The sequence below is a fragment of the uncultured Massilia sp. genome (assembly GCF_913773735.1).
In the GTDB taxonomy this organism is placed as follows: domain Bacteria; phylum Pseudomonadota; class Gammaproteobacteria; order Burkholderiales; family Burkholderiaceae_D; genus Telluria.
On sequence record NZ_CAJYEB010000037.1, the window covers coordinates 71,270 to 92,011 of the forward strand.

The window sequence follows — 20,742 nt, forward strand, 5'->3', positions numbered from 1 at the left end:
AGCCTGGCGCCGGACGCGCGCCCGCCGTCCCGGCGCCTCGCCAGGCAGCTGCCACGGCATTCAGGCGCGCGGGTTCACCGACGCCGGAAACGTCGGCGCCCGGCGCCGCCGGCTCGCCTGCTCGTAGGCATGGGCCATGCCGATCAGCGCCGCGTCGGTCCAGGCGGTGCCGACGAAGGAGATGCCGACCGGCAGCCCATGCACGTGGCCGGCCGGCACCGTCACGTGCGGATAGCCGGCCACGGCCGCCGGCGACGAGAAGCTGCCGCCGTAGTGGTCGCCGTTGATGTAGTCGGTCAGCCAGGCCACGCCGCCGGTCGGCGCAACCAGCGCGTCGAGCTTTTCCGCGCGCAGGACCTGGTCGATGCCTTCGGCGCGCGCATGGCGCCGGTTGTCGGCCAGCGCGGCGCGGTAGGCCGCGTCCTCCAGGCCCGGCATGGCCTGCGCCGCGACCAGGTGTTCCTGGCCGAAGAAGCGCAGCTCGCGCGCCGCCTGCTTCTCGTTGAAGGCGATCACGTCGGCCATGGTCTTGACCGGCGCGTGGGGCGCGTAGGCGGCCAGGTACGCTTCCAGGCCCGGGCGGAACTCGGCCAGCAGGACGGCGAGCTCGCTGTCCCCGTACTTGTCGATGTTCGGCACCTGCACGTCGACCAGCACCGCCCCCTGCGCCTTCAGCACGGCCAGCTCGGCCTCGACGACCGCATCGACGGCCTTGTCGCTGCCGAAGGCATTGCGCGCGACGCCGATGCGCTTGCCCCGCAGGCCGTCGCCGCGCAGCGCGGCGGCGAAGTCGGCCGGCTTGCCGCGGCTGTCCGCGGTCGCCGCGTCCTGCGGATCGGGGCCGGCCAGCGCGGCCAGCAGCAGCGCGGCGTCGGCCACGCTGCGCGTCATCGGGCCGGCCGTGTCCTGCGAGTGGGCGATGGGAATGATGCCGCTGCGGCTGACCAGGCCCAGCGTCGGCTTGATGCCGACGATGCCGCAGGTCGAGGCCGGCGAGACGATCGAGCCGTCGGTCTCGGTGCCGACCGCCAGCGTCGCCAGGCTGGTCGCCATCGCCGCGCCGGCGCCGGAACTCGACCCGCTGGGATTGCGGTCCAGCGCATACGGATTGCGGGTCTGGCCACCGCGGCCGCTCCAGCCGCTGGTCGAATGGGTCGAGCGCATATTGGCCCATTCCGACAGATTGGTCTTGCCGAGGATGACGGCGCCCGCCGCGCGCAGGCGCTGCACGATGAAGGCGTCGCGGCTGGCGCGCACGCCGTCCAGCGCCAGCGAGCCGGCGCTGGTGCTCATGCGGTCGCCGGTGGCAATATTGTCCTTCAGCAGCACGGGAATGCCGTGCAGCGGACCGCGCACCTTGCCGGCCTTGCGCTCGCGGTCGAGATCGGCGGCAATCGCGAGGGCGTCGGGGTTCAGTTCGATCACGGCATTGATGGCAGGCCCGGCCTTGTCGATGGCGGCGATGCGCGCCAGGTAGCGCTGCGCCAGCGCGACGGCCGTCAGCGTCCCGGCCTGCATGCGGGCCTGCTGCTCCTGGACGCCGGCTTCCAGCAGTGGATCCGCGACCGGCGCGGCCTCCGGTACGGCGGCCTGCGCCGTGCGCGCGATGGCGGTGGCGGCCGCGGCGCTGCCGGCGGCGAGTCCGAGTCGAACGAAATCCCTGCGCTCCATGCCTTCCTCCGTGAAATGAATGCGCCAGCATAGCAGCAAACTTGCCTATGTGACACGACTACGTGTCGAAGCCAGGAAAACGCGGACGAAAAAAAACGCTGCCCGTGGGCAGCGTTTTTCCTGAAGCGGCGGCAGCTTAGTTGCGGACCACTTTCTTGTACTCGGCGGTACGGGTGTCGATCTCGATGACGTCGTCCTGGTTGACGAACAGCGGCACCTGGATGGTGAACTGCTTGGCTTCGATCGCGTTCTCGATCTTGGCTTCCTTCAGGACGTTGCCCGAAGTATTGCCCTTGACGGCCGGCTCGGTGTAGATGACCTGGCGCGCGATGGTGATCGGCAGTTCGACCGAGATGGCCTTGCCGTCGTAGAACACGGCTTCGCATTCCATACCGTCTTTCAGGTAGTTGATGGCGTCGCCCATGTTTTCTTCTTCGATTTCGTACTGGTTGTACTCTTCATCCATGAAGACGTACAGCGGGTCGGCGAAGTACGAGTAGGTCACCGGCTTCTTGTCCAGCACGACGACGTCGAACTTGTCGTCGCCGCGGAACACGTTTTCCAGCGGGGCGTTGGTGAGAAGATTCTTCATCTTCCACTTGTAGGTGAAGCCCGTGCGGCTCGAGCCGTTGACGTCGGAGCGCAGCACGATAAAGGGCTTGGCATCGACCATGATGATGTTGCCGACACGGATTTCTTTTGCGGGTTTCATAGGAATATGTAATTCAAATGTGAGTTGCGTTAATCGAGCATCATACCACGTCCCCGGCGCGCCGCCTACGGCAGCGACCGGACGAAAGCCAGCAGATTGCCCACCAAGTCGCCGTTTGCCAACATCCGCGCCTGCCACTCGGCATTGCGCTGCGTGATCGCCGGCAGTTCGGCTTGCAGGGACGTCCACAACGGCCGCCAGTCGGCCGCGCTCCCGTCCATGTCGGGATGTCCCGCGCCATTCCAGCGCAGGGAAAATGCGGTCAGGCCCGGCAGGCCTTCCGCGCTCCGCTGCAGGAAAGCGCGGAGTTTAACATGATGCAAGTTTTCATCCTGCGGATAAATGTGCCAGATGAACGGTTTGCCCGCCCATTGGGCGCGCACCCAGGAATCCTCGCCGCGCACGACGTTCAGGTCGCAGGCCCACAGCAGACGGTCGTAGTCGTCCTGCCGCATGAACGGCACGACGCGCAGCGTCAGGGCGCCGCGCGTCGCCTGCGCGCCGGGGACGGCCGCGCCGCCGAGGAACGCCTCTACCGGGACGCGTGCCACGCCTTCCGGCACCAGGCAGGTCAGCGGCCGGCCGCCGTCGCGCCAGGCGTCGAAGAGCGGCGCGACCGGCGCCTCCGGATAGCAGAACAGGCTGACGCGGAAGGCGTCCATCTCGGCGGGCGCGACGCCGAGCCGCGCCAGGAACGCCGCCTGCGCGGCGGGGTCGGCCTGGAAGCGGTCGCGCGCGTCCAGCAATGCCCGCTCGCGCAGCAGTCCGCCCGTCCGGTCGGTAAAGCCGGGAAAGAAGAAATGCTTGGTCAGCGGCAGGCGCGGGTGCATCGACGGCAGCCGGTGGCACCCCTCGACCCATGCTTCGGCGCTCAATCCCTCGTAGTTGATCCAGGCCGGGCGCGGCGTGCGCTGCGCCATCGCCGCCACGTAGCCGGGCGGGATGTCGACGCCGAAGAACTCGATCACGATGTCGGCCACGTCCTCGGGCGCGAACGCGCCGTCCTGGCCGCGCCAGTGGCGCACCTGCACGCCGTCCACCGCCTGCGCGTCGGCATCGACGTCCACCGCCGGCCAGATGCGACGAAAGCTCGCCAGGTCGTCGACCCACAGCGTCACCGCGATGTCGTGCTCGTGGCGCAACTGGCGCGCCAGGCGCCAGCAGATGCCGATGTCGCCATAGTTGTCGACGACCTTGCAGAAGATGGCGAGCGAGGTCGGGCGGGCGGCGGCGTGGAGCATGCGTGACAAGGAAAACGGTGAAGGATGGCGGGAAGGCGCCCGGCGGCGCGGGCCGGAGATTGTACCGGATTTCATGAAATCAAGAGCCTGTTCGACGTCCTGGCCACCGATGCCGCACGACGACAGGGAGTGTCCGCACGAATCCGGTGCAAACCCGGTTCCTTCTGCGCCATCGCAATGCGCGAATGCGTCACGACGATTCACGGGGCGAACGTCCAACTTCGCACAAACTTCGCCGGGGCGCCCCGGTCCAACAGCCACCTGTAGCAAAGCGGGCAGCACAGCAGCCCGCGTCCATCGCCACGGCGAGACCGGCGCGCATCCGGCGCCGCGGCGATCCTTCAACCACCGCGGCCGTGCGTGGTGCATGGCGTCCGGCGCGCATCGCGCCGTGTCCGGACGGCGGCCGCAACCACAGGAGACGTCGATCATGTACGAATTTCAGCAACCCGGGGTTGGACAACAGGCAGGACAGCAACTGGCACAAGGCTTGGCGCCGCAGGGATTCTTCGGCAGCGTACTGGGCGGCCCGCTCGGCGGGCTGGTCGGCCGCGGCATCGGCGGCCTGTTCGGCAATTCGCAACTGGGCGGCCAGATCGGCCAGCTGGCAGGCGGCATCGGCGGCGGCTTCCTGCCGCTGTCGGCCGACCCCTATCAACAGCTGCAGCAAGCGCAGCAGGCTCAGCAGGCCCAGCAGTTGCAGCAGCTGGCCCAGCTGCAGGCGCTGCAGGGCCAGCAGGGCCAGCTGGCGCCGCAGGGCTGGTTCGGCAACGTGCTGAGCCAGATAGGCAAGCCGCTGGGCGGCGTCATCGGCGGCCTGGCCGGCAACCAGCAACTGGGCAGCACCATCGGCGGCATCGCCTCGCACCTGGGCGGCATGCTGCCGTTCTCGGTCGATCCCTATCAGCAGCAGTTGCAGCAGCAGTTGCAGCAGCAACTTGCCCAGCAAGGCCAGGTCGCGCCGCAGGGCCTGTTCCCGCGCTTCGGCAAGCCCTCGCTGGCCGACATGATTCCCGACATGATCCCGCCGCGCCAGCCCGGCATCTTCGGCATGCCGTACGGCGGCTTCTTCCCGCTGCCGTTCAATCCGCAGCAACCGCAGCAGCAGCAGGCGCAGCAACCGCCGCAACAACCGCCGCAGCAGCAGGCGCAGCAACCGGGCCAGATGGCGCCGCAGGGCTGGTTCGGCAACGCCCTGAGCCAGCTGGGCCAGCCGGTGGGCGGCTTCATCGGCGGCCTGGCCGGCAACCAGCAACTGGGCAGTACCATCGGCGGCCTCGCCGCGCAACTGGGCGGCATGCTGCCGTTCTCGGTCGATCCCTACCAGGTCCAGCAGCTGCAGCAGCTGGCCCAGCAGCAGGCGCAGCAGGGCCAGCTGGCGCCGCAGGGCTGGTTCGGCGACGTGCTGGGCCACATCGGCAAGCCGCTGGGCGGCGTCATCGGCGGCCTGGCCGGCAACCAGCAGCTGGGCAGCACCATCGGCGGCATCGCCTCGCACCTGGGCGGCATGCTGCCGTTCTCGGTCGATCCCTACCAGCAGCAGGCCCAGCAGCAGCAGCAGCAGCAGCAGCAGATGCAGCAACTGGCCCAGCTGCAGGCGCTGCAGGGCCAGCAGGGCCAGCTGGCGCCGCAGGGCTGGTTCGGCAACGTACTCGGCCAGATCGGCAAGCCGCTGGGCGGCGTCATCGGCGGCCTGGCCGGCAACCAGCAACTGGGCAGCACCATCGGCGGCATCGCCTCGCACCTGGGCGGCATGCTGCCGTTCGCCGTCGATCCGTATGCCGCCGCAGCGCAGGGGCAGGCATTCGGCCAGCAGGTGCATCCGGGCCAGTTCCCGATCTACCAGGCGTTCGCGCAGCAGGGCGGCTACGGGCAGCAGGTGCCGGGCCAGCAGGCCGGGGGCCCGACGCTGCATTAAGCCGCGGCCGACGCCCGCCCGGGCCAGGCCAGGCCACGCCACCCCGCGCCACTGCGGTGCGGCTGTGGCCGGCCCGGCCGCCGCGGGCGCCGGCACGCCAACCGGCCCGCCGCAGCCAGCGCGCCGCGCTCGGGCCGTCTCGCCCCGCCACGGGGCAACACGACCGAAGGAGACATGATGCCGAACGCCAGTGGGACCAGCCGCTACATCATCCGCACCGTCCACGAGGGACCGGTGCTTGCCGCCTTCATCGCGGGCATCCGTACCAACCCCGCGGTCAGGCTGCTCGAGGCCATCGGGCCGCAGCAGCAGCCGCACACCGCGGTGGTCGAGACCGACGCGGCGACCGCCGAGCAGCTCAGGCAGTCGTTCAGCACCTCCAACCAGTTGATGATCGAGCCGGACAGCCCGCTGTCGCTGTTCGACCGGCAGGCAGCACTCTGATGCGAAAGGAACAGACATGGCCAAGACTCCAAGCGGCGGCCAGCCCGATGGGCCGGATGGCACGCCCCAGGACCCCGAACGCGGCCCGGAAGCGCCGCGCGGCGCACGCGGTGCCGGCGGTGGCGGCGCTGGCGGCGGTGCGGGCGATCCCGCCGGACGGCGGGTGACCGAACGGCGCAAGCAGTACCTGATCACCCCGCAAGCCGCGCCCGCCGGCCTGCATGCGCTCGCCCTGGGCGCGGGCGCCCTCGCGCCGCCGCCGCTGCAATCGGTCGAGCAGGCGCTGCGCAACGCGTCCGACATCGACGTGGTACGCACGGTCGGCACGACCGGCATCGGCCTGTTCGGCGCCGGCATGGAAGCCAGTGCCGGCACGCTGGTGGCGCGCATGACCGACGACAAGGCGCAGGCGCTGCGCCAGCAGGGCCAAGGGCGCTTGCTGGTGGAACGCGACCAGCACCTGCACCTGCTCGACCCGGTGCCGCGCCATCCGACGCTGGTCAATTCGTTCACCGCCAACGACGGCCCGCAGTTCCAGGTGTCGCTGGTCGTGGTCGACAAGCAGGGCGCGCGCCTGGCCGGCGCCGAGGTATCGCTGTTCGGCGGGCTGCAGCCCGCCGCCGGCCAGACCGACGAGAACGGCCAGGTCACGCTGACGGTGCGCGGCGACTCGCCGCACACGATCAGCGGCGTCTACGTCAAGCCGCGCGCCGACTACTGGAGCTTCTACCAGCGCGACCCCGACCTCGCCGTCGACGAACCCAACGTGATCGGCCTGCACGCGCTGTCGAACTGGCCGCCGCTGCCGGGCTTTCCCGCGCGCGGCGCGATGGGCTGGGGCGAACGCGCGATGCGCCTGGACCAGGTGCCGGCCGGCTTGCGCGGCCAGGGCGTCAAGATCGCGGTGATCGATTCCGGCGTGGCCACGAGCCATGCCAACCTGAACCGGGTGCGCGCCGGCTTCGACATCATCGGCAAGCATCCCGACACGTGGACCCAGGATGTGCTCGGCCACGGCTCGCACTGCGCCGGCGTGATCGCGGGCGCCGATCCCACCTTCGGCATCCGCGGCTTCGCGCCGGACGCCGAGATCCATGCCTGCAAGCTGTTCCCCGGCGGCCAGATCAGCCAGTTGATCGAGGCGCTCGAATACTGCATCGAGCACCAGGTCGACGTCGTCAACCTGAGCCTGGGCGGCAGCGGGCCGTCGGCGGCGCTCGAGCAGCAGATCCTGCGCGCCAGGCAGGCGGGCATCGCCTGCATCTGCGCCGCCGGCAATTCGGGCGGGCCCGTGCAATATCCGGCATCGTCGCCCAACGTGCTGGCAGTGGCCGCGATCGGCAAGATCGACGAGTTCCCGCGCGACAGCTACCATGCCGAGACCATCAAGGCGGACGTCGACGCCCAGGGCTATTTCACGGCGAGCTTCAGCTGCTTCGGTCCCGAAGTCGACGTGTGCGCGCCGGGCGTCGCCATCGTCTCCTCGGTGCCGCCGAATAATTTCGCGGCCTGGGACGGCACCTCGATGGCCGCACCGCACGTCACCGGCCTGGCGGCGCCGATGCTGGCGCACCATCCCGCCTTCCAGGGGCAGGGACGGATACGCTCGGCGGACCGGGTGGAACGGCTGTTCCAGCTGATCCGCATGAGCGCGCGCCGCGTCACGCGGTCCGACCCCACGCATACGGGCCATGGCATGCCGGATGCGCTGGTGGCGCTGGGCCTGGCCGTGGCGCCGGGACAGCAGCAGGCGTTCGAGCAGATGCTGGGTTCGCTGCTGGGCGGCGTGGCGGGTACGGGGATGCCGATGGCGGAGGCCGGCATGGGTGGCATGGGCGGCCCGGGAGGAATCGGACTGGGCGGCCTGGGCGCCCTGGGCGGCATCGCGTATCCGGGCATGGCCGGACCGCGGCCGATCGGCATCGGCGCCTTTCCGTTCAACGTCGCGGGATTGCGGCCGCAAGGGTGGTGAACGCGGCGGCCGGAAAAAGAACAACCGGAGCACCTGTCCGCGCACGCACGGTGGTCTGCTCCGGTTGTAGACTGGCGTCCCCACGGGGATTCGAACCCCGGTACTCACCGTGAAAGGGTGATGTCCTAGGCCTCTAGACGATGGGGACCTAAAACTGTTCCTGCACTACACTTGCCTGGCGCCGCCCTTCCCGCCCGATGGCGGAAACATTGCGACAACCTGGCGTCCCCACGGGGATTCGAACCCCGGTACTCACCGTGAAAGGGTGATGTCCTAGGCCTCTAGACGATGGGGACCTAAAACGTGACTGTGGCGGCATCATATCATCAAAAACCCGGCGCTTGCCGCCCTGCCAGGTTTTTTGGCGTCCCCACGGGGATTCGAACCCCGGTACTCACCGTGAAAGGGTGATGTCCTAGGCCTCTAGACGATGGGGACCTAGGGGGTCGGAGCCCGGTGTTGCCTTTCAGGGCTCCGACCCCGGTTTTCGCCGACCCGGATCGTGTACGCGACACCATCCGGCCCGACCATGTTTGGTGGAGGTAAGCGGGATCGAACCGCTGACCTCTTGCATGCCATGCAAGCGCTCTCCCAGCTGAGCTATACCCCCGTTGTTACTACGTCGCGCAGGTCGCTGGACAACCCCTGCACTCAACAAAAAAGCCGCTCAAGGCGGCTTCCTTGCACAACCTGACACAAATTCTTGGCGTCCCCACGGGGATTCGAACCCCGGTACTCACCGTGAAAGGGTGATGTCCTAGGCCTCTAGACGATGGGGACCCTGGACTGCAATGCTACGTATCGTTTTCCCTGCTTTGGTGGAGGTAAGCGGGATCGAACCGCTGACCTCTTGCATGCCATGCAAGCGCTCTCCCAGCTGAGCTATACCCCCCTCGGGAAAACAACACTATAACATACTGCTTGAACTTCTGACAGCGTCGTTTTTTCGACACCGCCTACGCATTCTGGCGTCCCCACGGGGATTCGAACCCCGGTACTCACCGTGAAAGGGTGATGTCCTAGGCCTCTAGACGATGGGGACCCTGGACTGCATATCGTTACTGCCTGCTACCTTTGCTACACACTTCAGAACGTGGTGGAGGTAAGCGGGATCGAACCGCTGACCTCTTGCATGCCATGCAAGCGCTCTCCCAGCTGAGCTATACCCCCGCAGTGCTGAAGTGCGAGCATTATAGCGGACGCCCTTGCATTTCGCAAATACCCAAAAGGCATCGGCCGTCCGCGATTTCCGGGACGCTCAGAGGCCCTGGCGCACGCGCGCCAGCACGACGTCGCGGCCGAACAATTCCAGCACGGCGTCGATGGCCGGCGTCTGCAGCTGGCCGGTCAACAGCAGGCGCAGCGGCATGGCCAGTTGCGGCATCTTCAGGCCGTTGGCGGCCAGCACTTCCTTCATCATGGCCGACAGCGCCGGCTTGGTCCATTCGACGTCGGCCACGCGATCGGCGAACTGCGCCAGCGCCGGGCGCACGGCATCGGTCAGGTGCTGGGCCAGCAATGCCGCGTCCGGCTTCGGCGCGCGGTAGAACAGCATGGCGGCGTCGGCCAGCTCGTTGATGGTATTGGTACGCTCCTTCAGCAGGCCCAGCACGGCGGCCAGCGGCGGCGCGCCGTCGAACACGGCGCCGTCGCGCTCGAGCACCGGACGGGCCAGTTGCGCCAGGCGCGCGTTGTCCGACTGCTTGATATAGTGGTTGTTCAGCCAGGCCAGCTTTTCCGGATTGAACTGGGCGGCCGAGGCGGTCAGGTGTTCGAGGTTGAACCACTCGGTGAACTGCTGCATCGAGAAGATCTCGTCGTCGCCGTGGCTCCAGCCCAGGCGCGCCAGGTAGTTGAGCATCGCTTCCGGCAGGAAGCCCTGCTCCGGGTACTGCATGACGCTGACCGCGCCGTGGCGCTTCGACAGCTTCTGGCCGTCCGGGCCCAGGATCATGGGCAGGTGGCCGTACTGCGGCAGCTCGGCGCCGAGCGCGTTCAGGATGTTGATCTGGCGCGGCGTGTTGTTGACGTGGTCGTCGCCACGCAGCACGTGCGTGATCTTCATGTCCCAGTCGTCCACGGCCACGCAGAAGTTATAGGTCGGCGTGCCGTCCGGACGCGCGATGACGAGGTCGTCCAGCTCCTTGTTGGCGATCGTGATCGGCCCCTTGACCACGTCGTGCCAGGTGACTTCGCCGTCGAGCGGATTCTTGAAGCGCACCACCGGCTTCACGCCTTCCGGCACGGCCGGCAGCGTCTTGCCCGGCTCCGGACGCCAGGTGCCGTCGTAGCGCGGCTTTTCGCCGGCGGCGCGCATGCGCTCGCGCATGGCTTCCACTTCCTCCGGCGAGCAATAGCACAGGTAGGCCGTGCCGGCTGCCAGCATGCCCTTGACGACCTCGCGGTAGCGGTCCATGCGCTGCATCTGGTAGAACGGGCCTTCGTCGTGGTCGAGGCCGAGCCACTTCATGCCGTCGAGGATGGCCTGCACGGCTTCCGGCGTCGAACGCTCCAGGTCGGTATCTTCGATGCGCAGGACGAAGGTGCCGCCGAAGTGGCGGGCGTACGCCCACGAATACAGCGCGGTGCGGGCGCCGCCGAGGTGGAGATAGCCGGTCGGGCTGGGAGCGAAACGGGTACGGACGGTCATGGTCGAAACGAATAGATAAGGCCCGCAAGGAACGGGACGGATTGCTCGGAACGCGTCGCGGCGGCGGCACGGCCGGGGCCGGCCGCAGTTGCGGACGTGTCTGCTTGTTGGAACATGGCTGGCGGCGGCATGCCGCGGCGCAGTGCGCGCGGCGCGGGCCGCCGGGGCCAGCCGGATGTCGGGACAAGCGGCTATTTTACAGGCTAACGGCGTGCGTGCCGAACTGCCCCCTGCGCGGCGCCGCCGCAACACTCGCGCCGCGATGACCCGGTTTTCTTTGAGCAATTTGAGTTATTACTTTACAGAAATTAGAAGACTGGCTACAGTCTTGCGCTTATTTCAGCATTTCCATCCCCGCGTCTTCCATGCCGAACGATCCGAGCAACGCCACCATTGCGCGCCTGCGCGGCGAGTTTTCGTCGGCGACGACGGAAGCCGGCTTCCTGCACCAGCAATCCGGCACCATCCTGCGCTACCTGCGCCGGGCACTGCTGCTGTGTTCGCTGTTCTACCTGATGTTCGGCATCAACGACATCGTCGTGCTCGGCGCCGGCGCCGCCGGTCCGCTGCTGACCCGGCTGGCCGTGCCGGCCGTGGCGTACCTGGCCTGGCGCTACGTGCGCCGCGCGCAAGACCAGGTGCGCGCCGCCTATCGCGCCTCCAGCCTGTTCACCGCGTTCTGGATCGCCAGCTACATGCTGGTGATCCAGCACCGGCCGCTGGACGTGCTGCTGCACGCGATGTCGATGCTGATCATCGTGATCGTCATCCAGGTCTTCATCCCGAACCGGCCGCTGCATGCGCTGGCGATCGCCGCCGGCGGCAGCGCCGTCTTCCTGCTGCTGTCCTGGCACCAGCACGTGGAGAGCACGCGCCACCTGGCATCGATGAGCCTGCTGATCCTGTTCGCCAACGCGTTCGGCGCGCTGGCCGGCAACCGCTACGCCCGCCTGTGGCGCGAGCAGTACCGCGCCCAGCAGGTGCTGACGAACCTGTCGGTCCGCGATCCGCTGACGGGCTGCTACAACCGGCGCCACCTGAACGCCGCCCTGCTCGACGGCGAAATCGCGCGGGCGCGCCGCTACCGCCTCAGCCTGTCGCTGATCATGTGCGACCTGGACGGGTTCAAGGCCGTCAACGACACCCATGGCCACCAGGCCGGCGACACCCTGCTGCGCGGCTTCGCCACCCTGCTGCAGGCGCTGACGCGCGATTCGGTCGACACGGTGGTGCGCTACGGTGGCGAGGAATTCCTGATCATCCTGCCGGAGACCCGCCTGAGCGGCGCCTGCGAACTGGCCGAGCGCATCCGCGCCGCCTGCGCCGCCCAGCGCATCGACTGCTGCGGCCACGAACTGGCGGCGACGGCCAGCTTCGGCGTGGCCAGCGCCGACTTCGCGGCCGACCGCGCCATCGCGCCGCAGGCCCTGATCGCCGCCGCGGACGAACTGATGTACGAAGCCAAGCGCGCCGGCCGCAACCGCGTGCGCGCGCGCCAGTTCGACGCGCACGCCCAGGCAGCCGTCGCGGCGCACTGACGAGCGCGGCCGGCGCGCTTCGCCACGCTGCTCGGGGCCTTGCGGCCGGGCCAGGGGGCGTGGACCGTGCAGGCGTCACGCGTGATCAGGTGGCGCGGCCCACCTACGTCCGGGCCAAGGCACATGTCATGTGTCGCGCGTCGGCACCCCGTGCCCGCCGTGCGCTGCCGGCGCCCGGTGCCGCACCAGCGGGCGCACCGCCGGCGCCGCGCGCGCCCGCAACTGGCCGCAACCGCCGTCGACGTCCTGGCCGGCCGAGTCGCGCAGCTTGGTCAGCACGCCGCGCCCGAGCAGGCGGGCGGCGATCGCGCGGGCCCGGCCCCAGTCGGGCCGGCGGAACGGCAGGCCCGGATTGAAGTTATAGGGAATCATGTTGAGCACGGCATACTTGCCGCGCAATAGCGCGACGATGGCGTCCAGCTCGTCCTCGCCGTCGTTGACGCCGTCCAGCAGCGTCCACTGGTACTGGATCGGGTAGCCGGTCAGGCGCGCATAGCGCTCGCCGTGCGCGACCAGTTCGGCCGGGTCCAGGCGCGGCGCGCGCGGCAGCAGTTGCGCGCGCAGCGCCGGCTTCGTCGTGTGCAGCGACAGGGCCAGTGCCGGCTTCACGCGGCCGGCCGGCAGGCGCTCGAACACGCGCAGGTCGCCCACGGTCGAGAACACCAGGTTCTTGTGCGCGATATTGCCCTCGATGCCGAGCAGGTCGATCGCCTCCAGCACGTTGTCGAGGTTGTGCGCCGGTTCGCCCATGCCCATGAACACGACCTTCTTCACCGGCCGGCGGCGCCGCGCCAGCACGACCTGGGCCACGATTTCCCCGCTCGTGACCTGGCGCAGCAGGCCGTCGCGGCCCGTCATGCAGAAGCGGCAGCCGACGGCGCAGCCGACCTGGCTCGACACGCACACGCCGTCGCGCGGCAGCAGCACCGACTCCACCGCCTGGCCATCGGCCAGCCCCACCAGCAGGCGCGCCGCGCCGTCCCCGGCCGGATGCTCGCTGACGACGCGGGCCAGCGCGTCCAGCTCGGCGTCGAGCTGCGGCAGGGCTGCGCGCACGGGCTTGGGCAGGAAATCGTCGGGGCGGCGGCGGCCGCGGTCGTGGTCCATCACGCGGACCCAGTCGCGCAGGACGCGGTCCTCGTGCAGTGGCTGGGCGCCCAGGGCGCGCAGGCGGGTGCGGATATCGGCGATGCGCATGGTCTTGCCTATTGCAGAAGCGCGTCGTCCCGGCGCAGGCCCGGGATCCAGTTGCGTCGTCCTGCACGCAAACCTGGATCCCGGCCCGCGCCGGGACGACGCTTCACACGGTAGCGAACGGCCGGCTCAGTCGTTCTTGACGACGATGGTCGGGAACTTCGCGCTCATGTCCTTGGCCTGCTCCGCCACCTTCACGGCCACCTTGCGCGCGATGTCCTTGTAGATGCCGGCCACGGCGCCGTCCGGCTCGGCCACGACGGTCGGCTTGCCGGAATCGGTCTGCTCGCGGATCGACAGCTGCAGCGGCAGCTTGCCCAGGAACTCGATATTGAAGTCCGCCGACATCTTCTCGCCGCCGCCGGCGCCGAAGATTTCCTCGACGTGGCCGCAGTTCGAGCAGATGTGGGTGCTCATGTTTTCCACCACGCCCAGGATCGGGATGCCGACCTTCTCGAACATCTTGACGCCCTTGCGCGCGTCCAGCAGGGCGATGTCCTGCGGCGTGGTGACGATCACGGCGCCGGTGACCGGCACTTTCTGCGCCAGGGTCAGCTGGATGTCGCCGGTGCCCGGCGGCATGTCGACGACCAGGTAGTCCAGGTTCTTCCAGTTGGTCTGTTCCAGCAGCTGGTGCAGCGCCTGGACGACCATCGGGCCGCGCCAGACCATCGGCTCGTCCGGGTCGATCAGGAAGCCGATCGACGAGACCTGCACGCCATGGCCTTCGAGCGGCTCCATCGACTTGTTGTCCAGGCTGATCGGGCGGCCGCTGACGCCCAGCATCATCGGCTGCGACGGACCATAGATGTCGGCGTCCAGCAGGCCGACCGAGGCGCCCTCGGCGGCCAGCGCCAGCGCCAGGTTGACGGCCGTGGTCGACTTGCCCACGCCGCCCTTGCCGGAGGCGACGGCGATGATGTTCTTGACGTTCGGCATCACCTTCAGGCCGCGCTGCACGGCGTGCGACAGTACCTTGGTGACGACGTTGACGCTGACATTGCCCACGCCGGGCATGGCGCGCAGCGCGTTCACGACGGACGCACGGATGGCGGCCGCCTGGCTCTTCGCCGGATAGCCGAGTTCGATGTCGAGGGCGACGCTGTCGCCGTCGACCTGGATGTTCTTGACGGACTTGGAGGAAACGAAGTCCTTGTTGGTATTGGGGTCGACGACGACGGCCAGCGCGGCCTTGACGCCTTCTGCGGTAATGCTCATGGGGTTCTCCGAAGGTAATGTGCAAGTTTAGCGCAAATCAGCCCGGCCGCCCGGGCATACCGGCAAATCCGGCAAGATCCCCCCTGCGCGTTCATGGTCATCCACTGGTAAAATGCTTTTTTTCATCCATGATCCCCCTTTCCCGACCATGACACGCCAGCTGTTCGTCACCACCGCACTGCCCTACGCCAACGCAGCCTTCCACATCGGCCACATGATGGAATACATCCAGGCCGACATCTGGGTCCGCTTCCAGCGAATGCAGAACGACGGCGGTGCGCAGCGCGTCGTGCACTTCGTCGGCGCCGACGACACCCACGGCACCCCGATCATGATCGCCGCCGAGAAGGAAGGCGTGACGCCGCAGGAATTCGTGGCGCGCATCGCCGCCGGCCGCGCCCAGTACCTGGACGGCTTCCACATCGCCTTCGACAACTGGTATTCGACCGATTCGCCGGAAAACGTCGACCTGTCGCAGGGCATCTACCGCCGCCTGCGCGACGCCGGCCTGATCTACACCAAGACCGTCGACCGTTTCTACGACACGGCCAAGGGCATGTTCCTGGCCGACCGCAACATCAAGGGCGAGTGCCCGGTGTGCCATGCGAAGGACCAGTACGGCGACAACTGCGAAGTCTGCGGCGCCGCCTACCAGCCGACCGAGCTGATCAACCCGTACTCGGTGTTCACCGGCTCGACCCCGATCCTCAAGCCCTCGGAACAGTATTTCTTCAAGCTGTCCGATCCGCGCTGCTTCCAGTTCCTCAAGCAGTGGCTGAACACCCCGGGCCGCCTGCAGCCGGAAATGGTCAACAAGGTCTCCGAATGGCTGGGCGAGGACGGCGAGAAGCTGGCCGACTGGGACATCTCGCGCGACGCGCCCTACTTCGGCATCCCGATCCCGGACGCCCCCGGTAAATTCTTCTACGTCTGGCTGGACGCGCCGGTCGGCTACCTGGCCAGCCTGAAGAACTATTTCGAAAAGAAGGGCATCGACTACGACGCCTTCCTGAACGACCCGGCCACCGAGCAGGTGCACTTCATCGGCAAGGACATCGTGTCCTTCCACCTGCTGTTCTGGCCGGCGATGCTGGAATTCTCCGGCCACCCGGTCATCGACAAGCTGAAGGTCAACGTCCACGGCCACCTGACCGTGAATAACGAAAAGATGTCGAAGTCGCGCGGCACCGGCATCTCGCCGCTGCGCTACCTGGAACTGGGCATGAACCCGGAATGGCTGCGCTACTACCTGGCCTTCAAGCTCAACAGCAAGGTCGAGGACCTGGACTTCACCGGCGAGGACTTCGTCGCGCGCGTGAACAGCGACCTGATCGGCAAGTACGTGAACATCGCCAGCCGCTGCGCCGGCTTCATCGCCAAGAAGTTCGACGGCAAGCTGGCGTCCGGCCTGTCCGACCAGGCCAGGGAATGGATCGCGCGCGCCATGAACGGCGAGCACGGCGAGCGCCAGGCGTCGATCGCGGCCAGCTTCGAGGCGCGCGAATTCGGCAAGGCGATCCGCGAGATCATGGAAGTGGCCGACGTCGCCAACCGCTACGTCGACGAGAACAAGCCCTGGATCCTGGCCAAGGACGAGAGCAAAACCGCCGAGCTGCACGACGTCTGCACGACCGCCCTGGTCCTGTTCCGCCAGCTGACCATCATGCTGTCGCCGGTGCTGCCGCACGTGGCGGCGCGCGTGCGCGAGTTCCTGGGCGACGCGGCCTATTCCTGGGAAGACACGCAGGGCGAGCGCGTCCACACGGCCGTGCTGGGCCGCACGATCAATGCGTACAGCCACCTGATGCAGCGCGTCGACGCCAAGATGATCGACGACCTGTTCGACAAGCCGGCCCAGCCTGCCGCGCCGGCAGCGGCGCCGGCCGTGGCCGCGCCTTCGGCCGCCGCGCCGGCGGACGCCGCCGCGTCCGACGTCGAGGAACTGGCCCCGGAAATCTCGATCGACGATTTCACCAGGATCGACCTGCGCGTGGCCAGGATCGTCCACTGCGAACACGTCGAAGGCTCCAGCAAGCTGCTGCGCCTGACGCTGGACGTGGGCGAAGGCCGCCACCGCAACGTGTTCTCCGGCATCAAGTCGGCCTACCAGCCGGAACAGCTGATCGGCAAGCTGACCGTGATGGTCGCCAACCTGGCGCCGCGCAAGATGAAGTTCGGCGTGTCCGAAGGCATGGTGCTGTGCGCGTCCGCCAAGGACGAGAAGGCCAATCCGGGACTCTACCTGCTGGAGCCGGTGTCGGGCGCGCAGCCGGGGATGCGGATTCGCTAGGCGGCGTCCGGTGCGCACGGGGTGCGCGCCCTACGTTGCGGCTTCGTTCGACACCGGGGTCGACACCGGGGTCGGAGCCCTGTTAAAAGCAACACCGGGCTCTGCCCCCTGCGCTGCCGACCGTCACGCGATCGGCGGCGCCTTCGCCGCCGCCCCCGGCGCCGGCTCGGAGGCCGGCGGGCTGCTGGACGGGGTCGTGCATGCGGCCGACAATACGGCGACGATCAGCGTGCAGCTGGACAGGAATCGTTTCATGATGCGCCTCCAGGGTGGCGGGAACGGGGTGGGAGGCGCTTGCCAAGTTACCATCAATTTCTGCGCGCCAGTGGCAGTATAATGCGCTGTTTTCAAAAACCAGGACGCATGGGGCCGCCCGGCGTCCGGACTTTCATCCTTTTGAGTGGTAGATAAGAATATGACCGCATACCAAGCCCTTCGACACATCCCCCACGCGAACCTGTTCCGCCAGGGCGACGTATTCGTCCTGTTCGGCGAGCTGTTCGGCCGCGGCTATGTGAACGGCCTGATCGACGAGGCGCGCGCCGCCGGCATGACGATCGTCGGCATCACGGTCGGCCGCCGCAACGACGATGGCAGCCTGCGCGCGCTCACGCCCGAGGAACACGCGGAAGCGGAAGCCAAGCTGGGCGGCCGCATCGTGAACGTGCCGCTGATGGCCGGCTTCGACATGGATGCCCCGCCGGGCGAACGGAATCCGACCGAGATGCTGTCCGGTATCACCCTCAAGAGCTGGCAGGACGACAAGCTGGACTGGGACAAGATCGAAGCCTGCCGCCAGGCCGGCGTCGCCCGCTTCACCGCGTCCGCGCGCCAGGCGATGACCGAGATCGACAAGCTGGTGCCGGACGGCGCCAACGTCTTCTTCGCCCACACCATGGCCGGCGGCATCCCGAAGATCAAGGCCTTCCTGGCCATCGCCAACCGCATCTACAAGGGCCGCGGCGAGCGCTTCATGTCCTCGCGCGCGCTGCTGGACAGCGACCTGGGCAAGCTGATCCTGATGAACTTCGACGAAGTCACCGCCAACACGTTGAACTACCTGATCGACGCCTCCGGCGGCATCCGCGCGCGCGTCGAGGCCAAGGGCGGCCAGGTGCGCTACACGGCCTACGGCTACCACGGCACCGAGGTGCTGATCGGCGACGACTACACCTGGCAGACCTATACCAACTACACCCAGGGCTATGCCAAGATGCGCCTGGAATCGATCGCCACCGCGGCCTGGAACCAGGGGGTCGCGGCGACCGTGTTCAACTGCCCGGAAATCCGCACCAATTCGTCCGACATCTTCGTCGGCGTCGAATTGTCGCTGTTCCCGCTGCTGACCGCCCTCAAGAAAGAGGGCGGCGGCGCCTGGGCGCAGCAGCAGTGGGATGCCTGCCAGGCCCTGCTGGGCGAAGGCGTGTCGCTGCAATCGATCCTCGACAAGCTCGAAGCCTACCTGCAGACGCCGACGAGCGCCACGTTCCGCAATTTCGAAGCCTGGCCGATGGACAACACGCCGGAGCTGGCCGACCTGATGATCGGCACCTCGGACGAGATCACCTCGCTGCACGCGGACAAGAAGGCGCTGATCACCGACCACCTGTCGGCCCTCGTGCTGGAAGGCGCCGGCCCGCTGATGTTCCACGGCGCGGCCGAGAAGATCGCGCCGGTGCTGTGGCTCAACCACGACATCATCGCCCGCCAGCTCAACGCCCTGCACCCGGACGCCTGAGCAGCGGGTATCATTTCACCTTTGCATGACGCGGCGGTGCGCCACGCACCGCCGTGTGTTTCGACCCACAGAAAAGCCACGAACATGTCCAAGAAAGACACGATGTACGAATCCGAGCACACCAAGTTCATCCGCGAACTGAAGGAAAAGACGCCCGGCATGGAAGAACGCCAGCAGGCCGGCCGCGCCCTGCTGTGGGACAAGGCGCCGATCTCGCTGGACGAGCAGCGCCGCTTGAACGAATCGCGCCTGCGCCAGCAGGCCTACCCGTACCAGACCAAGCTCTGAACGGCACCTGACCCCATCCGAGGCCGGCGACGATGACGTCCGAGCAGGCGACGCCCGACGGGCGCGCCGGATCCGTTGCCGGCGGCGGCGCCACGCCCGGCGAGCCCGCGCCGCCCGACGCCGTCGAGAGCGCGATCGCGCGCCTGTACGGCGAGCCGCTGCTGCGCCTGCCCACCGACCTGTACATCCCGCCCGACGCGCTCGAGGTGTTCCTGGACGCCTTCGAGGGACCGCTCGACCTGCTGCTGTACCTGATCCGCAAGCAGAACTTCAACATCCTCGACATCCCGATGGCCCAGGTCACGCTGCAATACCTGGACTACGTCGAGCAGATCCGCAAGCACAACCTCGAACTGGCGGCCGAATACCTGCTGATGGCGGCGATGCTCATCGAGATCAAGTCGCGCATGCTGCTGCCCAAGCGCCAGGACGACCTGGTCGAGGACGTGGGCGACCCGCGCGCCGAACTGGTGCGCCGCCTGCTGGACTACGAGCAGATCAAGCTGGCGGCCCAGCAGCTGGGCACCCTGCCGCAGGAGGGCCGCGACTTCCTGCGCCCCGCCCTGCCGATCGAGCAGGGGCTGGCGCCGCTGTGGCCGGACGTCGATCCGCACGACCTGCAGCGCGCCTGGATGGACGTGCTGCGGCGCGCCAAGCTCACCCAGCACCACCGCATCGGCCGCGAGGAACTGTCGGTGCGCGAGCACATGTCGGCCATCCTGCGCATGCTGCAGGGGGCGCGCTTCGTCGAATTCTCGGAACTGTTCGGCGGCCATGCCGGGGTGCCGGTCGTCGTCGTCCACTTCGTGGCGATGCTCGAACTGGCCAAGGAAACCCTGATCGAAATTACCCAGGCCGAACCTTTCGCGCCTATCTACGTGCGCCTGGCCTATTCCCCGGCCTGAGCGCGCGTGCCAACGCTTGATACCACCATGAAAATCATTTCCACCATCGACGAACTGCGCGACCAGCTGCGCGGACAACTGCGCACCGCCTTCGTGCCGACCATGGGCAACCTGCACGAAGGCCACCTGTCGCTGATGCGCCTGGCGCGCAAGCACGGCGACCCGGTCGTCGCCTCGATCTTCGTCAACCGCCTGCAGTTCGGCCCGAACGAAGACTTCGACAAATACCCGCGCACCTTCCAGGCCGACGTCGAGAAGCTGGAAAAGGAAGGCGTCTACGTGCTGTTCGCGCCGACCGAGAAGGACCTGTACCCGGAACCGCAGGAATACCGCGTGCAGCCGCCGGACGACCTCGGCAACATCCTCGAAGGCGAGTTCCGCCCCGGCTTCTTCAACGGCGTCTGCACGGTCGTCACCAAGCTGTTCTCCTGCGTGCAGCCGCGCGTGGCCGTGTTCGGCAAGAAGGATTACCAGCAACTGATGATCGTGCGTAACATGGCGCGCCAGTTCGCGCTGCCCACCGAGATCATCGGCGCCGAAACCTTCCGCGCCACGGACGGCCTGGCGCTGTCCTCGCGCAACGGCTACCTGTCCGCCGATGAGCGCGCCGAAGCCCCGTTCCTGTACCAGACGCTGCAATACGTGGCCGAGCAGACCCGCGCCGGCCACCCGGACCTGGCCGCCCTCGAGCGCGACGCCATGGACCGCCTGGCGGCGCGCGGCTGGCAGCCGGACTACGTGGCGATCCGCAAGCGCATGAACCTGCAGGCGCCGCGCGCCGACGAACACGCTGCCGGCGCGCCCCTCGTCGTCCTGGCCGCCGCCAAACTGGGCGCCACGCGTCTCATCGATAATCTCGAGATCTGACAAAGATTCCTCTGTGCAATTTATTTGTAGAAATTATCAACAGTGTTTGCTAGACTCTGGAATCCGCTTTTTACCCAAACCCCGTAAAAAGGAGTG

16 protein-coding genes and 8 tRNA genes are annotated in these 20,742 nt (G+C 67.8%); 9 read left to right on the forward strand and 15 right to left on the reverse strand.

Features of this window, described 5'->3' with window-relative positions; translation table 11 throughout:
- Positions 1–60: 60 nt before the first annotated feature.
- The 3 genes from QZ749_RS19165 to earP form a co-directional block, all read right to left on the reverse strand.
- Positions 61–1,671 (reverse strand): amidase, encoded by a 1,611-nt coding sequence (locus QZ749_RS19165; RefSeq protein ID WP_296949957.1) that lies wholly within the window; start codon positions 1,669–1,671, stop codon positions 61–63.
- 136 nt (positions 1,672–1,807) lie between these two features.
- Positions 1,808–2,383, reverse strand: coding sequence for an elongation factor P (locus QZ749_RS19170; protein ID WP_296949958.1), 576 nt, complete (start codon positions 2,381–2,383; stop codon positions 1,808–1,810).
- A gap of 65 nt (positions 2,384–2,448) precedes the next feature.
- Positions 2,449–3,624, reverse strand: a complete 1,176-nt coding sequence (earP, locus tag QZ749_RS19175; protein WP_296950313.1) for an elongation factor P maturation arginine rhamnosyltransferase EarP — start codon at positions 3,622–3,624, stop codon at positions 2,449–2,451.
- Between the two features lie 430 nt (positions 3,625–4,054).
- On the opposite strand from earP, the gene QZ749_RS19180 reads away from it, so the two are divergent.
- The 3 genes from QZ749_RS19180 (at position 4,055) to QZ749_RS19190 (ending at position 7,958) form a co-directional block, all read left to right on the forward strand.
- Positions 4,055–5,542 carry a hypothetical protein gene (locus QZ749_RS19180; protein ID WP_296949959.1) on the forward strand — a complete coding sequence of 496 codons (1,488 nt, stop codon included), beginning with the start codon at positions 4,055–4,057 and terminating at the stop codon, positions 5,540–5,542.
- 174 nt (positions 5,543–5,716) lie between these two features.
- The gene (locus QZ749_RS19185; RefSeq protein WP_296949961.1) at positions 5,717–5,986 is read left to right on the forward strand and encodes a hypothetical protein; all 270 of its coding nucleotides are present in this window, start codon (positions 5,717–5,719) and stop codon (positions 5,984–5,986) included.
- 16 nt (positions 5,987–6,002) lie between these two features.
- On the forward strand, positions 6,003–7,958 hold the full coding sequence (locus tag QZ749_RS19190) for a S8 family serine peptidase (protein ID WP_296949962.1): 1,956 nt from the start codon (positions 6,003–6,005) through the stop codon (positions 7,956–7,958).
- A gap of 72 nt (positions 7,959–8,030) precedes the next feature.
- Here the strand turns inward: QZ749_RS19190 and QZ749_RS19195 are convergent.
- The 9 genes from QZ749_RS19195 to gltX form a co-directional block, all read right to left on the reverse strand.
- Positions 8,031–8,106, reverse strand: a tRNA-Glu gene (locus tag QZ749_RS19195).
- Positions 8,107–8,178: 72 nt separating this feature from the next.
- A tRNA-Glu gene (locus tag QZ749_RS19200) sits at positions 8,179–8,254 on the reverse strand.
- Positions 8,255–8,320: 66 nt separating this feature from the next.
- Positions 8,321–8,396: transfer RNA gene (locus tag QZ749_RS19205), tRNA-Glu, on the reverse strand.
- 96 nt (positions 8,397–8,492) lie between these two features.
- Positions 8,493–8,568: transfer RNA gene (locus tag QZ749_RS19210), tRNA-Ala, on the reverse strand.
- Between the two features lie 94 nt (positions 8,569–8,662).
- A tRNA-Glu gene (locus tag QZ749_RS19215) sits at positions 8,663–8,738 on the reverse strand.
- Positions 8,739–8,774: 36 nt separating this feature from the next.
- Positions 8,775–8,850: transfer RNA gene (locus QZ749_RS19220), tRNA-Ala, on the reverse strand.
- A 74-nt stretch (positions 8,851–8,924) separates the two neighbouring features.
- Positions 8,925–9,000 (reverse strand) — tRNA-Glu (locus QZ749_RS19225).
- Positions 9,001–9,052: 52 nt separating this feature from the next.
- A tRNA-Ala gene (locus QZ749_RS19230) sits at positions 9,053–9,128 on the reverse strand.
- A gap of 88 nt (positions 9,129–9,216) precedes the next feature.
- Positions 9,217–10,608 (reverse strand): glutamate--tRNA ligase, encoded by a 1,392-nt coding sequence (gene gltX, locus QZ749_RS19235; protein WP_296949964.1) that lies wholly within the window; start codon positions 10,606–10,608, stop codon positions 9,217–9,219.
- A gap of 365 nt (positions 10,609–10,973) precedes the next feature.
- Here gltX and QZ749_RS19240 point away from each other — a divergent pair, with 365 nt between their 5' ends.
- Positions 10,974–12,146 (forward strand): GGDEF domain-containing protein, encoded by a 1,173-nt coding sequence (locus QZ749_RS19240; protein ID WP_296949966.1) that lies wholly within the window; start codon positions 10,974–10,976, stop codon positions 12,144–12,146.
- A 126-nt stretch (positions 12,147–12,272) separates the two neighbouring features.
- On the opposite strand, the gene QZ749_RS19245 is transcribed toward QZ749_RS19240, so the two are convergent.
- The gene (locus QZ749_RS19245; RefSeq protein ID WP_296949968.1) at positions 12,273–13,343 is read right to left on the reverse strand and encodes an RNA methyltransferase; all 1,071 of its coding nucleotides are present in this window, start codon (positions 13,341–13,343) and stop codon (positions 12,273–12,275) included.
- Between the two features lie 126 nt (positions 13,344–13,469).
- Positions 13,470–14,558 (reverse strand): iron-sulfur cluster carrier protein ApbC, encoded by a 1,089-nt coding sequence (gene apbC / locus QZ749_RS19250; RefSeq protein WP_296949970.1) that lies wholly within the window; start codon positions 14,556–14,558, stop codon positions 13,470–13,472.
- 148 nt (positions 14,559–14,706) lie between these two features.
- Here apbC and metG point away from each other — a divergent pair, with 148 nt between their 5' ends.
- Positions 14,707–16,848: a methionine--tRNA ligase gene (gene metG, locus QZ749_RS19255; RefSeq protein WP_296949971.1), complete on the forward strand. Its 2,142-nt coding sequence runs from the start codon at positions 14,707–14,709 to the stop codon at positions 16,846–16,848.
- A 123-nt stretch (positions 16,849–16,971) separates the two neighbouring features.
- Here metG and QZ749_RS19260 read toward each other — a convergent pair whose 3' ends face one another.
- A complete protein-coding gene (locus QZ749_RS19260; RefSeq protein WP_296949973.1) occupies positions 16,972–17,103 on the reverse strand; it encodes a hypothetical protein in 132 nt (43 codons plus the stop codon).
- A 160-nt stretch (positions 17,104–17,263) separates the two neighbouring features.
- Between QZ749_RS19260 and QZ749_RS19265 the strand changes: the two genes are divergently transcribed.
- From QZ749_RS19265 to panC, 4 genes are all read left to right on the forward strand, one after another.
- On the forward strand, positions 17,264–18,586 hold the full coding sequence (locus QZ749_RS19265) for a hypothetical protein (protein ID WP_296949974.1): 1,323 nt from the start codon (positions 17,264–17,266) through the stop codon (positions 18,584–18,586).
- A gap of 84 nt (positions 18,587–18,670) precedes the next feature.
- Complete coding sequence (locus QZ749_RS19270; protein ID WP_296949976.1) at positions 18,671–18,874, forward strand: DUF3460 family protein; 204 nt, start codon at positions 18,671–18,673, stop codon at positions 18,872–18,874.
- Between the two features lie 32 nt (positions 18,875–18,906).
- Positions 18,907–19,779 (forward strand): ScpA family protein, encoded by an 873-nt coding sequence (locus tag QZ749_RS19275; protein ID WP_296949977.1) that lies wholly within the window; start codon positions 18,907–18,909, stop codon positions 19,777–19,779.
- Between the two features lie 27 nt (positions 19,780–19,806).
- Positions 19,807–20,646 (forward strand): pantoate--beta-alanine ligase, encoded by an 840-nt coding sequence (gene panC, locus QZ749_RS19280; protein WP_296949978.1) that lies wholly within the window; start codon positions 19,807–19,809, stop codon positions 20,644–20,646.
- The last annotated feature ends 96 nt before the right edge of the window (positions 20,647–20,742 follow it).

Excerpts from the sequence above, each read along its gene's own strand:
- gltX (WP_296949964.1), bottom strand. The coding sequence starts at position 10,608 with ATGACCGTCCGTACCCGTTTCGCTCCCAGCCCGACCGGCTATCTCCAC.
- panC (WP_296949978.1), top strand. The coding sequence starts at position 19,807 with ATGAAAATCATTTCCACCATCGACGAACTGCGCGACCAGCTGCGCGGA.
- QZ749_RS19245 (WP_296949968.1), bottom strand. The coding sequence starts at position 13,343 with ATGCGCATCGCCGATATCCGCACCCGCCTGCGCGCCCTGGGCGCCCAG.
- QZ749_RS19240 (WP_296949966.1), top strand. The coding sequence starts at position 10,974 with ATGCCGAACGATCCGAGCAACGCCACCATTGCGCGCCTGCGCGGCGAG.
- QZ749_RS19185 (WP_296949961.1), top strand. The coding sequence starts at position 5,717 with ATGATGCCGAACGCCAGTGGGACCAGCCGCTACATCATCCGCACCGTC.
- QZ749_RS19270 (WP_296949976.1), top strand. The coding sequence starts at position 18,671 with ATGTCCAAGAAAGACACGATGTACGAATCCGAGCACACCAAGTTCATC.
- QZ749_RS19260 (WP_296949973.1), bottom strand. The coding sequence starts at position 17,103 with ATGAAACGATTCCTGTCCAGCTGCACGCTGATCGTCGCCGTATTGTCG.
- QZ749_RS19275 (WP_296949977.1), top strand. The coding sequence starts at position 18,907 with ATGACGTCCGAGCAGGCGACGCCCGACGGGCGCGCCGGATCCGTTGCC.
- apbC (WP_296949970.1), bottom strand. The coding sequence starts at position 14,558 with ATGAGCATTACCGCAGAAGGCGTCAAGGCCGCGCTGGCCGTCGTCGTC.
- QZ749_RS19170 (WP_296949958.1), bottom strand. The coding sequence starts at position 2,383 with ATGAAACCCGCAAAAGAAATCCGTGTCGGCAACATCATCATGGTCGAT.
- metG (WP_296949971.1), top strand. The coding sequence starts at position 14,707 with ATGACACGCCAGCTGTTCGTCACCACCGCACTGCCCTACGCCAACGCA.
- earP (WP_296950313.1), bottom strand. The coding sequence starts at position 3,624 with ATGCTCCACGCCGCCGCCCGCCCGACCTCGCTCGCCATCTTCTGCAAG.
- QZ749_RS19165 (WP_296949957.1), bottom strand. The coding sequence starts at position 1,671 with ATGGAGCGCAGGGATTTCGTTCGACTCGGACTCGCCGCCGGCAGCGCC.
- QZ749_RS19265 (WP_296949974.1), top strand. The coding sequence starts at position 17,264 with ATGACCGCATACCAAGCCCTTCGACACATCCCCCACGCGAACCTGTTC.
- QZ749_RS19190 (WP_296949962.1), top strand. The coding sequence starts at position 6,003 with ATGGCCAAGACTCCAAGCGGCGGCCAGCCCGATGGGCCGGATGGCACG.
- QZ749_RS19180 (WP_296949959.1), top strand. The coding sequence starts at position 4,055 with ATGTACGAATTTCAGCAACCCGGGGTTGGACAACAGGCAGGACAGCAA.